Origin of the sequence: Streptomyces polyasparticus, from assembly GCF_014493765.1 — a bacterium.
In the GTDB taxonomy this organism is placed as follows: Bacteria; Actinomycetota; Actinomycetes; order Streptomycetales; family Streptomycetaceae; genus Streptomyces; species Streptomyces polyasparticus.
The window spans coordinates 48,642-62,533 of the sequence record NZ_JACTVJ010000030.1; the positions used below are offsets into that span (position 1 = coordinate 48,642).

Here is a 13,892-nt window from a genome sequence, read left to right on the forward strand (position 1 = left end):
CCGCCAGCTGGAACCAGGCCGCAGCTTGCAGTTGCTTCTGCCGCGCCGGGCGTCGGGGCACAGACGGTGGGGGGCAGGTGGGGGAGGCTGGCGAAGGGCATGGTTGTGGTGCACACTTGACCTCGCAATAAGGGCTGTGCCGTTGGCATGGCAAAACCCCTGTTGGTGTGGGGAATGGTTCTGGTCGGAACCGAAACACCTGCTGTCCGGCGTGAGGCTGGGCGACAGGTCTTCGGAGGGTCGGCTAACCCTCCGGTAGCAGATGGGACGCCCAGCCCGGGTGACGGCTAATCACCTGGGAGCGGGCGTTACCCGCGGCCAAGCCGCAATCGCATCTAGGTCACCCTGCTCCCCCTGCCTGCGCGCCGCATCGCGTAACCGGCTCGGCGCATGAATGATCCAGCCGGCCCTGCGTCCGGTCGGCTGTGGTGAAGGATGTGCACGGCGGGCACATGGTTGCTCGGGTCGGCCAGGCACTCCAGATGGCAGGCTTGCGTCGGGCGTGCAGGTCGGGCACCTCGACGCAACTCCAGGCGGTCAAGCCTGATCTGGGCATGATCGTCCCCCCGTGAGCATGCCGTGCATTCCTAGATCCTCTTCGCGCCCCCGAATCCTCACCGGCGACCCGAACAAGTGTCAACTATTGGTGGCACCTTGGTGAACCTTGTCGGTGAACTTAGCTGGGGGCAGGGGCCGTTACCTGTCCGACGCATACGGTGGGCGTCAAAAGCGCAGATTCAACATCTAGACTCCGAGCGCATCGGCGAGGGCAGATAGGGAGCATGTCCGTGGGTGAGAGCAGCGACGTTCTGGCTCAGCGCGTTGCCGCGCGACTGGACTGCTTGTTCGAGAACGTGTTTTCCGCGCGTCTGGGACGCCCCTGGACGGATGGTGAGGTCGCCGAGGCAACCGGTGTGAGTGTGGCGGAGGTTGCCGCGCTGCGACGCGGCCGGCCGCTGAGCCCCGTCCACCGCGACCCGCAGCACGAGCATGTTGCGGCCGGCTTCACCGAACGCCTCAATCATCTGCTGTCCCAGCGCAGGGACGAGCACGGTGAGCCGTACTCGCTGCGGGCCGCCGCCCGGGCGGCGGGCATGTCGCCGACCTATCTCGACAAGTTGCTGGAGGGCCGCAGCCAGCCCACGCTCTCCAAACTGGCCCCGCTGGCCTCATTTCTCGGCGTCGGCATCGATGTCCTGACGACCGACAGTCTCGGAGCGATCGCCCGCCACTTCGGCGTACGCCGGGAAGCTCTCACCTACGAGCCCGGCAGTCCGGTCGTGGTGGAACTTGAGGACACCCTCAAGGCACTGGCCGCCTACCGGCGCATCTCTCAGTCGCCGGAGGCCGTGACGATGGCCTTCAGAATGGCGGATCTCCCCATCGGCCGCCGCGCGGAGGTCTCTGCCGCAGTCGAGGAACTCTTCCTCGAAATGACGTCCCGTCCCGGCGAAGTGCCGCCTGTTTCACCGGTCTGAACCAATCCCTGTCCCGGCACACAGCCGCTCCTCCCGGCGCGTTACCCTCACGATCAGACCCGTTACGGCGGGTAGGGGCGGCGGGGCAGATGGACACGGGGGCAAGGCCATGCGTATCGGACGAGAACGTCGATGGGCCCAGCGGCAAATCCGCACCCTCCGCCTTCCCGATCTGCCCACCCTCGACGACGCCGTACAGGCCGTCGCCGACATGCGTGGGCGCCCAATTCTCGTGACACACCGGCGCCTGCCGGCGGCCGTGTCGGGCTTTTGCGCTCAGTTCGACGACCGCGACGTGATCGTCGTGGACGAGACGGCCTCCCCGCTGAATCGCATCCTCATCGCCTCCCACGAACTCGCACATCTGTGGCGCGGGCATCGCCCCGACGACGGAAGCATCTTCGACACGGCGACGGCACGTGCCCTGCTGCCGGGCATGAACCCGGACGTCGTACGGATCGTCCTCATGGGCCGCTCCCACTACGGGCCGCCGCTCGAGCGCGAGGCCGAACTCCTCGCCACCCAGCTGGTCTCGCTGCTCGATCTGGGCCACTCCCCCGCCGCCATCACCGAGATCGCCTCCGCGCTGACCAACCGGAGAACCGGTGTCTAACGCCTCATGGGTCATGCACATCGTCTACGGCTGCCTATTCATCAGCGTCAGCCTGGTGACCGTCCTGCTGGCGGTGACCAAAGTGCTCGCTCTGCGCCACGACCACTCGCGTTCGCTTGTCATCGTCGCCACGGGAAGCATCCTGGCCGCCGCGTCACTTGCCCCCGTTGTGCCTAGTGTCTACCGCTGGATCGGGTCGGTGTCCCACATCCCCACCCTCGGCTTCCTGCTGATCTACCTGTGCACGTACGGATTCGCGGCGCTCTCCCACCTGCTCGTCACGCTGTGGGCCCGCGACCTGCGCATCGCAGCAATCCCACGCGGCTTCGACCCTCGCCGGGTGGCAGGCCTCCACGCCGCCTTGGCCGCACTCGTGGTCGCCGTGTTCTTCATCGACGGCCCCATCACCGCAGGGGCGCTGCACGGCAAAAGGGAGCACGCCCCTGACCCGCAGGTGTTTGCCTTCCTGACCGGCTGCTGGATCACAACGGCCTTTGCCCTGCTGGCCACCGCCGCACAGTGCCGCAGACTCCTCGCCGCCCTGGACCAGGAACCCCCTGCACTACAGCGCGGGTTGCGGGCAATCCGCTACGGCGCGCATCTCATGGCGTGGTCCTCCGCGGTCAACCTGCCGCTACTGATCGCCGACTCGACCGGCAGACCGGCACCCAAAGCACTGCACCTCGCAGTTCCGCTGGTCAGCGCCCTGGGCATCCACATGGTGCAGTACGGATACCTCAGCCCCGCCTGGAGCGCATGGCGAGCCGAGCGTCAAGATTTCCGCCGGCTGCGCCCGCTGTGGCAGCTCGCGGTCCAAACCGGTGCCCCACACCTCGTCCTGCACCCGCCCAGCCGCGCCACCGAGATCCTGGCGTGGAACGTACGGTACTGGCACCTGCCTCGACGAGTGGTCGAGATCTCCGACGCGCTGCACGAACTACGCCCCTGGATGAGTGACACCTCGAGCAACCGCATCCGGGAAACAGAAGGCCACGGCCTATCCCCCACCGAGCTCGAAGCGATTTGCTCCGCTGTCACCCTCACCGACGCGCTCTCCCGCCGCGCCAGCGGCGCACCGCCCCTGCCGGACCCCACGATCAACGTGCTCACCAGCGTCGCACCCGCGGCCGAGCGCACACAGCTCGTGCGCGTCGCCGCAGCACTCCAACACCCCTTGGTGAAGACGCAGAAGAAGCTGTGTCATAACCCATGATCTGTGACGTTCTGTGACGGTTGTCAGAATCGCTCAGAACCCATCTTTGAACCTCTGTTGATCTCGTACACGCGCCACGGTGGCGGACTTGGGTGTGCACGGAGCCCTCTGCTCGCAGTGGTCCGGCAGCGGGCTTTGCGGAGAGCTTTCGGGTGCTCGTTGTGCCGCGCTGGTACGCCTTTGCGGGAAAGGCCGGCGGGCGGATTCTGCCGGTACCGGGCGGGTCGGAGTTCCTCTTCACGGTCGTGGGGCCGTGCTCCGGCCTGGCAGGGGGTGGCTTGTGGTGCCCAGTTCGGAGATGGTCGGCAGCGTCAGCGTGGATCAGTACGAGCAGATCGTGGCGCGGCTGCGTGACGCGGTCGAGAAGTTGCCGAAGAGTCAGTTCATCATCGGCGACGGGGCCCTTGAAGTGTGCCCGATGCAGGATCACGGCGGCCGGTCGGTGGGCGACGACCTGTTCGGGGTGTCGGCGTGGCTGCGCCGGCTCTCGGAGGACATCAACGTCCCCTACAACACCCTCAGGTCTTACCGATGGGTGGCCAGCCGATGGCCTGAGCAGCAGCGATGCCCTGGCGTGGCGTTCAGCATCCACCAGACTCTGGCCGCGATCTCCGACGACGAGGAGCGGTGGAAGGCGATCAAAACGCCGCCGCTGGACGAGCGGACCGGAATGCGACGCTGGACGCCGGAGACGTCCCGGCAGCGCGTCGGCTACCACGGTCCGGGACCGGAGACGGCGCAGGAGAAGATCGAGGCCGTCCACGACTTGGTCGCCGACGAGCAGGTCGCCACGCAGGTGGCCACCGATCTGCTGCGCCGGCCATCGGTCGCGTTCAAGGCCATGCGGGACGACACGGCCCGCCATCAGGTTAACCACGCCCAGGTCGAGCAGGCCCGCCAGCTGCGCGAGATGAACGAGGCTGAACTCACGGGCGAGCCGGAGCCGTTCGCGCCCGCCGTGCGCCGGATCAACCACGCTTTAGAGTTCTTGGACCTGGTCGCCGCGTGTCAGCGGTTCGTCGCGGCTACCGGCAGGATCGTGCCGTCGCTGCGCGAGCGGCCCTTCTCCGACGACGAACGCGACACGGTGCACCGCAACGTCGATCGTGTCCGCGCCACCTGCGAGTGGATCCTAACCGCCGTGGACACCGGCCAGGTCGACGTGGACGAGGAACTCGCGAAGCTTCTGCGAGGCGAGTAGGAATGCCCCGGTCACGGCACCGGGGCGACGCGGCACGCGATCACGCGGAAGCGATCTGGCGAGTACTCATGCAGGCCCGCCCGGCCGGGCTCCACATGCACCAGCTAATGCGGGCCACCGAACTCACCCGCAGCCAAGTGCAGTCGGGCATGGCGATGATGCGCGACATCATCACGAAGAAGGGATGGCCACCGGTGATCTACACACGCGCGGACGGCTACCAGTTCACCGCGGACCCAAACGAGCTGGAGTCCTACGAGACGGCCCGGGTCCACGTGCTGCTGACCGAGGTCCGCCGCCTGATCACCGGGACCATAGCCCCGCACGCGGCCCTGGATCCGCAGGACAAGCGGATCCGGCACATCGTCGCCCAGCTCAACTCGGTCGAGCCCACCCTCGACCTGATCGCCTGAACAGGACGGTCGTCATGCGCCGGCGCCGGTATCCCTCGGACACCACCGATCTCGAATGGCTGCTCATCGAGCCGTTGCTGCCGGTGCCGGCCTGCCAGACCCGTCGCGGCGGCCGCCCCGAGGCGCACCTCGTCGGAAGATCGTCGATGCCCTGCGCTACCTCGTTGACACCGGCTGCAAGTGGGCCGCCCTTCCGCAGGACTTCCCACCCTTCAAGACGGTGTTCGGCTTCTTCACCCGCTGGTCCGCCGCCGGCGTCTTCAATCTCATCCGCGACCAGCTAAGGCACCGGATCCGCCGAGCCATGGGCACCTCCCCGAATCCGGTGGCGGCGGTGATCGACTCCCAGTCGGTCAAGGTCGCCGCCACCGTCCCACGCTCCACATCGGGATACGACGCGGGAAAGAAGACGCCGGGTCGGAAGAGACACATCATCGTGGATCTCAAAGGGCTTCCGCTGTTCGTGATGGTCACCCCGGCCGACATGCACGACAGTGTCGCCGCCCGCGAAGCCCTCTTCCGGCTCCGCCTCATGCACCCCGAAATCACCATCGTCTGGGCCGACCTGGCCTACGCCGGCACCCTCATCGCCTGGGCCAAGTCCTATCTCCGCCTCACGATCAAGACCGTGAGCAGACCCAAAGACGCGAAAGGATTCGTGATCCTACCGAGGCGCTGGGTGGTCGAGAGATCTCTTGCCTGGCTGTTGCACGCGCGCCGGAACGTGCGCGACTACGAAACCCTCCCCGAGCACTCCGAAGCGATGCTCACGCTCGCCGCCATCACGCTCATGACTCGCCGGCTCACCCGGCTCCCCGCCCACCCGAACGCGGCAAAGCCTCGGGTCCACCCGGCTGTCGCAGCGGCTTGAACGCTAGAACTCCCATTCCAGCTCGTCCTCATCGACTGCCACAGGCAGGTAACCGTCCACCGCCTCGCCGGTCTCCAGTGCGGTAGCTGTCGTATCCAGGAGAGCCGGAAGCGATGGGGTCTGCCGCACGATCGGGTGACATCTGAACTGGCTTGCCCTGTGGGGCGGGTGGGAAGGATGTCGCTGTGCCGAAGCCTTATCCGGAAGAGTTCCGCCAGGATGTCGTCCGTGTCGCGCGGAACCGCGGCCCGGGCGTGACGGTCGAGCAAGTGGCCGCCGACTTCGAGGTCCACGCGATGACGCTGTGGAAGTGGCTGCGCCGCGCGGATATCGACGACGGGACCAAGCCTGGAACTTCGAGTCAGGAGAGCGTGGAACTGCGGGAAGCACGTCGGCGGATCAAGCTGCTGGAGCAGGAGAACGAGGTCCTGCGCCGGGCTGCGGCCTACCTGTCCCAGGCGAATCTGCCGGGAAAATGATCTACCCGCTCGTGAAAGAGCTGGCCGGAGACGGGGTGCCCGTCACGGTGACGTGCCGGGTGCTGAAGCTCGCCAGGCAGCCCTACTACCGCTGGCTGGAGCGACCGGTGACCGATGCCGAGTTGGTGCAGGCTGCGCGCGCGAACGCATTGATCGACGCTCACCGCGAGGACCCGGAGTTCGGCTACCGCTTCCTGGCCGACGAGGCCCGCAGTGTGGGTTCTGGCATGTCCGACCGGACCGCGTGGCGGATCTGCCGGGACAACCGCTGGTGGAGCGTGTTCGGGAAGAAGCGCGGCAAGGCCAAGAAGGCCGGCCCGCCGGTCCATGACGACCTCGTCCGCCGCGACTTCACGACGGACGGCCCGAACCGGCTGTGGCTCACCGACATCACCGAACATCCCACCAGAGAAGGCAAGTTGTACCTCTGCGCGATCAAGGACGCCTTCAGTAAGAGGATCGTAGGCTACTCCATCGACGATCGGATGAAGTCCCGACTGGCCTTCGCAGCCCTCAACAACGCCGTTGCCCGCCGCGACAACATCGCCGGGTGCATTGTCCACAGCGATCGCGGATCGCAATTTCGATCAAGGAAGTTCGTCCGGGCACTCACCGGCCACCAGCTGGCCGGTTCGATAGGGAGGGTCGGGGCGGCGGGCGATAACGCGGCCATGGAGTCGTTCTTCAGCCTGCTGCAAAAGAACGTCCTCGACCTCCGGCAGTGGGCCACCCGCGAGGAACTGCGGATCGCGATCGTGACCTGGATCGAGAGGACCTACCACCGACGCCGCAGACAAACCTCGCTCGGCCGGCTGACCCCGTCGAATTCGAGATCGTCATGACTACACCGGCTCTCCGGGCCGCGTGACCACACCTGTCACCCAACCCTGCATCAGACCCAAACAATCAGGACTGGGCATCGCACGCAGGCCTGTTCATGCTCGGCCGCTGACGAGTGCGTGCTGCAGGTCCGACAGCGTGCGCGGTGCTCCCCCACCCGATCCGGTGAGCCCTTCGCAGGGCTCGGTTCCTCCTCTCGGCTGCCCCGTTGTCCTGTCGGCATCAGGGCACGAAAGAACGACAGGTAACTGCCCGAGACAGGGATAGGCAGGAGCGTCGGCATGCCGCCACGCTCGCGGAACCAACAGCTACCGGCGACTTGCGACGCGCCGACCGCGGCCTCCTCGCTGGTCAGCCCCTTGGCGATCCCACGCCAGAAATCACGCTCGCCCTCCCGCCGCAACGACGGAGCCCCCGGCGACTTCATCGCCGACCTGCCGGTCAACGCCTTCATCCATCCCGATGGCCTGCCCATCAACACCTCCACGATCAAGGTGTTGCGACGACCGGTTGAATCCGCCCAATACACGTCCGCCGCCTTCGCCTCCGCCTGCCGAAAGCACGAGATCCGACGCTCGATGGGGCGGCTTGGTTCGCGTGACGACAACGCTCTTGCGGAATCTTCTTTGCCAGCATGAAGCGCGAACTGCTCTACGGAGAAAGATGGTTGAACAATTCCGATGCCCGCATGGCCGTGTTCACCTGGCTGGCCCGGTACAACAACCGGCGTCGGCATTCCGCGCTTGGTCACATAAGCCCAGTTGAATTCGCACGGCGCTCGATCAACTCAGGCAGCCTGAACTTGGCTGCATAGTTCGTAGATGTCCACAAAGCGAGGGGCGAAGCCCAACCCCTCCCCCACAGTAACCAGGCCTCCTTGCCGATGATCATTGCTCCAGGCGGACTCGCATCATGCCCGGACAGTCTCCTGTCGGCCTGCGGGTGCCGATAGCCCCGCAGAAGGAGACACATAGCCATACGGGCCAGCCTCCAGCCATGACGACCCGCCGAACATCCCTTCCGACCGAACAGCCCTGCAACCCCCCTCCACAACCCACCCGGCCTCCAACACCGCACCCGGCGAACGAAGTCGAAGACCAGGGGCCGGCCTCCTGCGGGCAGGAGCGGATGTGGCTCGTGGAGCAACTGGCTCCCGGCAGCGGCAGCAACCACTGCACGCTGCTGATGTGGCTGCGCGGCGAGCTCGATCATGTGGCTCTGCGTGAAGCCATCGACCTGCTGCACCGGCGACAGGCCGTGCTGCGGACCGTGCTCGCCGAGCAGCATGGACGGCTGGTCCAGCGGGTACGGCGCGCGCTCCCGGTGGACCTGCCGTCCTCGGACTTGAGCGATCTGCCCGATCCCGCGGCAGCTGCACGAGGTATCGCGGCGGCGCTCGGCGCGGCACCGTACGCCCTGGATCGCGAACCTCCCGTGCGCTGGCGCCTGTTACGGACCGCGCCGAACGAGCACCTGCTGGTGCTGTGTCTGCATCACATCGCCGTCGACGGCTGGTCCGAGAGTGTGCTGTGGCAGCAGCTGGCAGAGCTGTACAGCGCGCGCCGGCTGGGCCGCACGCCACCGCCGCAGAGGCTGCGCGTGACGTACACCGAGTACGCGGCCCGGCAGCGCCGCGAGCTGGCCGGCGGTATGTACAGCAAAGGCCTCGGCTATTGGCGCAGGCATCTGGCAGGCGCGCCCGCAGTCGTGCTTCCGGGCGTCGGCGGCGAGTCCTCCGCCTACACCGGGGGTGCCGACCATGCGGCCCGGACATTTACCGCCGGGGTGCCTGCCGAACTCTCCATTCGGCTCCAGCAGCTGGCGCGCGATGAGCGGGCTTCGTCGTTCATGGTGCTCCTTGCCGGGTTCTGCGCACTGCTACGGTCCACCACACAAGCCGAGGATCTGGTCATCGGGACGCCTACCGCCGGACGTAGCGAGGCTGATGTCCGCGACCTGGTCGGCTACTTGGTCAATCCGCTCGCGATGCGCTTCGATCTGTCGGGTCGGCCCACCCCGCGGGAACTGCTCCGCCGGGTCCGCGCGACCTGTCTGGACGGCATGGACCACCAGGACGTTCCGTTCGAAGAGGTGGTCAAGAGCGTGGCGCGCGGCCGGAGCAATCGTCGGCGCCAGCTGACTCCGGTGATGTTCCAACTGCACAACGTGCCTGAGCCGGAGGCTCGTTGGGTCGGTCTCGAGGCGGCGCGTGAACAGATATTTGGTACCGCATGCGATCTCGACCTGTCGCTGTCGCTGGAGCCGCGCCCGAATGGCCTTGTCGCGCACTGGACTTACCACACCGCCCTGTTCCATGCCGATGAAGTGAAGGCACTACACCGCCGCTATCTCGCGCTGCTCGCCCGTATCGCGGATGCACCCGACATTCCGCTGCCCGCCGAAGAGGCTCACGGCGGGCAGCGGCGGGACGAGGAGCGGTGGACGGCTCCGCCCCGCTCACGGCAGCCGGAGACGGCCGCCGGGTGGGCGGAGCAGGGCACTCGGCTGAGGACCGTGGTCTCGGTGTTCGATGAGGTGCTCGGCGGCAGGCCGGGACTGGACGAGGACTTCCTTGCCGCCGGAGGACACTCGCTGACTGCGGTGCAGGCCGCCGAGCGGTTGCGCCGCCGTCTGGCGCTGCCGGTCACGGGCCTGGAGGTGATGGAGTGCGGCTCCGCCCGCAGACTGGGCCGGCTGCTCGACGAACGCGCCGGGGCGCAGCTGCTGGCACGAGCCGCGGGCGAGGTGTCGACGTCCGCTCGCGCGCATCGGGCCCGCACCTCGTCCGCCGGGCTGTCGGGAGCGGCTGCCGGGCCTGTGCTGGTCACGGGTGCCACCGGTGGCGTGGGGTCGTTCGTGGTAAGGGAGTTGCTGGCGCGGGGCCGCAGTGTGCGTGCCCTGGTGCGGCCCGAGTCGGCTCATCTGCTGGCCGGAGAACCCGTCGAGATCGTCGCGGGCGATCTGGCAGACCATGATTCCTTGCGCGCCGCGGCCGACGGAGCGGGTGCGGTGGTGCACGCGGCGTGCACCTTCACCTCGCCGCAGGTGGACGTCGCCGCGATGCGGGCTCTACTGGCGGGCGGCTCCGCCGCAACGTTCGTCTTCGTCAGCAGTGTGGACGCCTATGGCAGCCCGCCTCCGGGCCCGGTTCCGGAGGGCGCCGGGCCCGTCGGTGCGGTGAACGCCTACGGAGAGGCCAAACTGGCGTGCGAGCGCTTGCTGGCGCAGGCGCGGCGCGGTACACCGCACGGCTGGAGCGCCGTGCGGGTACCGGCGGTGTGGGGTTGCCACGACCGGTTGCACCATCAGCTGCGCTGGGGGGTCACGGGATCGCTGCTGCAGGCCGCGGAAGCCCGCACCGAAATGCTGCTGCCGGGTACGCGGGAGGCGACATCGCGGTACCGGCCGGGCCTGTTGCCGTGGATCAGTGCGCACCGGCTGGCCCGGTTCCTGGTCGACGTTGTCGAATCTCCGGCGTACGGGGTGGTGAACGCGATCGGCGGTCATGTGGACTGGCTGGCGCTCGCGCTGGAGCTGCGCGAGTTGGTCGGCAGTGACAGTCGGCTTGCCTACTCCCCCGATGCTCCGGCCCATCTGTTCCGTGCCGCCCGCTACGCCTCGGCGCTGTGCGAACCGGCGGGCGGCGCCGAAGAGTCCTGGCGTGCGGCGCTTGCCGAAGCCGTACCGGCGACCCTTGCTCTCTCCCGGCGCTGAACCGTACGGCTGTGCCCGGCGACCCCATCAGGTGGGGGGCGCCGGGCACAGTCATACGGTTCCCGGGTCGTGCGTCAGCTGTCGGCAAGCAGGGTCTCGAGCCACTTGGGGTCGACATCGTCGGCGATTCCGGAGCCGACCAGGCACTCGGCGAGCGAGGTCGCATCCCACGACTCCCGCTCGACAGCGAAGTCCCGCGGTGAACTGCGTACCACCGCGGCCGCCTCCCGTTCCTCCGCCGCGGTGGGCGCGACCGGCTCACCTTCGCCGTAGCCGATCCGGAAGGAGTCGAAGCCGTCACGGTTGAAGTTGCGGATGACGGCGCGTATGCGGTCCTTGCTCACAAGCGTGCGGGTGGCGATGGCGCAGGTGCTCCAGCCAAGTCGGTTCCACAGCACGATGGAGGCGCGCTGCCAGGCGACGGCGGAACCGGAACGCTCCACCAACTGCCACAGCTCCCGGGTGCGTTGCTCGTCGAGACCGCGGGCCGCAGGCTCTGCCGCGGCCTCTCCCCGGCGCAGCGGCAGCCGCCGGGCCACCGCCACCGGCGAGGTGGTGAAATGTGCGCTCCAGCGGGCCAGCCGGACGTCCCAGCGCACGTCCATGGGCGAGGACCCGTGGTCGAATGCCGACAGGTCTGCGGTGAGGAGCGCCGTATACGCCTCGCGCGGTAGTTCATGGGTGAGGGAGACGGCCAGGCCGGTGGCCGCGTCCTCCAGCCGCACTCCGTGCGGGCGTCCCCAGCGGCGGGAGTCCGCGCGTAGGGACAACAGATGGGCCACGAGCGAGCGCAGCCGCTCGGCGCCACCCGGCTGCTGGGCGAAGCGGTCGAGAAAGGGGGACAGCGGGGCGTTGACGACGATGAGGAACGCAGACGTCGGGGGCGGGCCACCATAGGAGTGGCCTTCCGCCGTGGCGCTCATGCCGAGTGCGTCGAAGCGCCGCCGGAGCTCGGCCACTTCTCCCGCCGTGGGTCCGGTGTCGAGGAGGAGGCGTACCTCAAGTCCGTTCACCAGCGGGTCTCCTGACGGACCAGCAGGTGCGTGCCTTGCACATCCCGCTCCTTGCAGCCGTCGAGGAACTCGGCCACCTGCTGGAGTTGGTACGACTCCGGTGTGTAGCTGGTGGCCATGATGTGCTGGAGCCAGTCCTCCTGGCCCATGGCGTACACATAGGCGTGCTTGATGCCCAGTTCCTCCACGATGCCCAGTGCCTGAGCGGCGTTGGATCCGGAGAGTTTTCGGGTGATGCTCATTTTGCGGGGCACCGGCTGGGTGAACAGCGAGCTGTACAACCAGGTGAGCGGGGCACCGTCGCACTCCATGCCGAGATAGCCGTAGTCGGCGGGACCCAGGGCGCGGCGGATTCGGTGGTAGAGCTGCCGGTCCAGGCCGGAGGAGTCGGCTCCGACGAAGACGCTCTTGCCCGCGAGCCGGATCATGTAGGTCGACTTGGCGCGCACGTCGAGGTCGCAGTGCTCGCCGAGGAACGGGGTGGCGACGATGCTGCCGCCCTCAAAGGTCAGCTCGTCGAAGTCGTCGACCTCGCGCACGGTGAAGCCGAGGCTCTCCAGGAAGAGGCGCAGTGAGGGGTCCTGGCGGTGGCCGCCGCCATTGCGCGGTACGACCACGGTTCCGATGCGGCCGCGCATCTGCAGCAGCGTCTCGGGCACCACATGGTCCTGGTGGCCGTGGGTGATGAGGACATAGTCGACGTGGTCGGGCAGGTCGGTGTAGGTGAACCGGTCGCCGGCCGCGTGATGCGAGCTGATGAAAGGGTCCACCATGATGGAGACCGTGGGGCTCTGCAGCAGCAGACAGGCGTGCCCGAAGTAGCGGATGCGGCCGCCGGAGGTGACGTCGCGGTCCGCGACCGGTGTCGGCTCGGGGGTGAGCAGGGTACGGAGCTGCCGCGCGTCTTCCTCGGAGGTGATCTCCAGGCTGTCGGCGATCTCGCCGAGCCTGCGGGGCTTGTCCCGTAGCGCGAACAACTCGTCGATGCCGGTATGGCGCAGCTGGAGCGGCAGTTGCAGATGCCCGGGCCCCGGCAGCCGCGGGGTACTGAGCGCGAAGGGTGGTTCACTGCCGTCGTCCAGGCTGAGATCGATGGACTGGCGGTCGGGGCGGTGAATGTCGCTGCGGTACAGCATCGCCTCCATGAAACGCAGCTGCGGGTGGTTGTTGATGTCGTAGACGAGCTCGACGGCTCCGTGCAGCTCTTCGGGCAGCTGGGCGTAGAGCGGGGTCAGGTCGTAGCCGGTGGCCTGGGTGCGCAGCAGGTTCTCCGCCTTCGCCACCGCGTCCGCGAAGGCGAGCGCCGCGGCGTTCTCCTTGCGGATGTCGTCGCGCAGCTCACGGATCTCGTCGGCCCGCGAGACGTCGGCATTGATGAAGAAGCTGCCCTTCATCTGCGGATTGGCGACGGCGTCGACGTGCACCTGGGGGTGCTCGACGAAGGAGTCGAGCATGGGCATGTGAAGGCTCGCCAGATTCATGGCGGCCGGCACCGGCGCGTACACATGCAGCCAGGCGCAGAACCGGTTGAGCAGTCCCTCGATTCGGATGTTCGGCTTCACGTACAGCAACTCATCGCGCATCTCATCACCTCGGATGGCTGGGGCCGCTGCGTACCGGTGTGCTGGACCCCGGCGGAGCAGGCGCGGACTGACTGACTACGCCGCTGAGCGTCGCTCACCGCCATATCGCCGCTCCTTTCACCGGCTATCCGCGTGCGATGGCCGCGCAAATGCGAAGCGATAGAGCGCCTCGTCACGGTGGCCGGGTCGCCATTGCCCGGCCGCCCCGTCGGGCCCCCGATGTATCGGAAGGACTTCGGTCATGAACGAGTCTCAGCCGCAGACGCCCGTGTACCAGGTGGTCGTGAACCACGAGGAGCAGTACTCGATCTGGCCGGCCGGGCGGGAACTGCCCGACGGATGGTCGGCGGAGGGCACCACGGGGCCCAAGGAGGTGTGCCTGACGCGCATCGAGGACGTGTGGGTGGACATGCGCCCGCTGAGTCTGCGCCGCCGGATGGCCGACGCCTCCTAGATCGCGGCTCCGCACATCCG

The 13,892-nt window shown here is 67.7% G+C and carries 10 protein-coding genes and 3 pseudogenes; 10 read left to right on the forward strand and 3 right to left on the reverse strand.

Annotated elements, in window-relative coordinates:
- Nucleotides 1–788: 788 nt before the first annotated feature.
- The 7 genes and pseudogenes from H9Y04_RS40830 to H9Y04_RS40860 all read left to right on the forward strand — a co-directional run bounded on the left by H9Y04_RS40830 (nt 789) and on the right by H9Y04_RS40860 (nt 7,136).
- Nucleotides 789–1,478, forward strand: a complete 690-nt coding sequence (locus H9Y04_RS40830) for a helix-turn-helix domain-containing protein (RefSeq protein WP_187819316.1) — start codon at nt 789–791, stop codon at nt 1,476–1,478.
- Between the two features lie 109 nt (nt 1,479–1,587).
- Nucleotides 1,588–2,091 (forward strand): ImmA/IrrE family metallo-endopeptidase, encoded by a 504-nt coding sequence (locus tag H9Y04_RS40835; RefSeq protein WP_187819317.1) that lies wholly within the window; start codon nt 1,588–1,590, stop codon nt 2,089–2,091.
- Between the two features lie 13 nt (nt 2,092–2,104).
- The gene (locus tag H9Y04_RS40840) at nt 2,105–3,304 is read left to right on the forward strand and encodes an MAB_1171c family putative transporter (protein ID WP_187819318.1); all 1,200 of its coding nucleotides are present in this window, start codon (nt 2,105–2,107) and stop codon (nt 3,302–3,304) included.
- 283 nt (nt 3,305–3,587) lie between these two features.
- A complete protein-coding gene (locus H9Y04_RS40845) occupies nt 3,588–4,505 on the forward strand; it encodes a DUF6192 family protein (protein ID WP_308801891.1) in 918 nt (305 codons plus the stop codon).
- A gap of 2 nt (nt 4,506–4,507) precedes the next feature.
- Complete coding sequence (locus H9Y04_RS40850; RefSeq protein ID WP_187819319.1) at nt 4,508–4,918, forward strand: RacP protein; 411 nt, start codon at nt 4,508–4,510, stop codon at nt 4,916–4,918.
- Nucleotides 4,919–4,932: 14 nt separating this feature from the next.
- Nucleotides 4,933–5,789, forward strand: a pseudogene (locus H9Y04_RS40855) (IS5 family transposase).
- Nucleotides 5,790–5,974: 185 nt separating this feature from the next.
- Nucleotides 5,975–7,136, forward strand: a pseudogene (locus H9Y04_RS40860) (IS3 family transposase).
- 207 nt (nt 7,137–7,343) lie between these two features.
- On the opposite strand, the pseudogene H9Y04_RS47185 reads toward H9Y04_RS40860, so the two are convergent.
- Nucleotides 7,344–7,562: pseudogene (locus H9Y04_RS47185) on the reverse strand (IS30 family transposase); the annotation flags it as partial.
- A gap of 180 nt (nt 7,563–7,742) precedes the next feature.
- Here H9Y04_RS47185 and H9Y04_RS40870 point away from each other — a divergent pair.
- Together H9Y04_RS40870 and H9Y04_RS40875 are read left to right on the forward strand one after the other, a co-directional pair.
- A complete protein-coding gene (locus H9Y04_RS40870; protein WP_187819321.1) occupies nt 7,743–7,922 on the forward strand; it encodes an integrase core domain-containing protein in 180 nt (59 codons plus the stop codon).
- Nucleotides 7,923–8,104: 182 nt separating this feature from the next.
- On the forward strand, nt 8,105–10,822 hold the full coding sequence (locus H9Y04_RS40875) for a condensation domain-containing protein (protein WP_268980553.1): 2,718 nt from the start codon (nt 8,105–8,107) through the stop codon (nt 10,820–10,822).
- 74 nt (nt 10,823–10,896) lie between these two features.
- Here the strand turns inward: H9Y04_RS40875 and H9Y04_RS40880 are convergent, their stop codons facing one another.
- Entirely contained in the window at nt 10,897–11,835 is a 939-nt protein-coding gene (locus H9Y04_RS40880; RefSeq protein WP_187819323.1) for a hypothetical protein, read from the reverse strand.
- Nucleotides 11,832–13,418 carry an MBL fold metallo-hydrolase gene (locus H9Y04_RS40885; RefSeq protein WP_187819324.1) on the reverse strand — a complete coding sequence of 529 codons (1,587 nt, stop codon included), beginning with the start codon at nt 13,416–13,418 and terminating at the stop codon, nt 11,832–11,834. The genes H9Y04_RS40880 and H9Y04_RS40885 overlap by 4 nt, the downstream gene beginning before the upstream one ends.
- 241 nt (nt 13,419–13,659) lie before the next feature.
- Between H9Y04_RS40885 and H9Y04_RS40890 the strand changes: the two genes are divergently transcribed.
- Nucleotides 13,660–13,872, forward strand: coding sequence for an MbtH family protein (locus tag H9Y04_RS40890; protein WP_187819325.1), 213 nt, complete (start codon nt 13,660–13,662; stop codon nt 13,870–13,872).
- Nucleotides 13,873–13,892: the final 20 nt, after the last annotated feature.

Bases quoted from the DNA above. Each gene is read 5' to 3' on its own strand.
- H9Y04_RS40850 (WP_187819319.1), top strand. From the start codon at position 4,508: ATGCCCCGGTCACGGCACCGGGGCGACGCGGCACGCGATCACGCGGAA.
- H9Y04_RS40875 (WP_268980553.1), top strand. From the start codon at position 8,105: ATGACGACCCGCCGAACATCCCTTCCGACCGAACAGCCCTGCAACCCC.
- H9Y04_RS40840 (WP_187819318.1), top strand. From the start codon at position 2,105: ATGCACATCGTCTACGGCTGCCTATTCATCAGCGTCAGCCTGGTGACC.
- H9Y04_RS40885 (WP_187819324.1), bottom strand. From the start codon at position 13,418: ATGCGCGATGAGTTGCTGTACGTGAAGCCGAACATCCGAATCGAGGGA.
- H9Y04_RS40890 (WP_187819325.1), top strand. From the start codon at position 13,660: ATGAACGAGTCTCAGCCGCAGACGCCCGTGTACCAGGTGGTCGTGAAC.
- H9Y04_RS40870 (WP_187819321.1), top strand. From the start codon at position 7,743: ATGAAGCGCGAACTGCTCTACGGAGAAAGATGGTTGAACAATTCCGAT.
- H9Y04_RS40835 (WP_187819317.1), top strand. From the start codon at position 1,588: ATGCGTATCGGACGAGAACGTCGATGGGCCCAGCGGCAAATCCGCACC.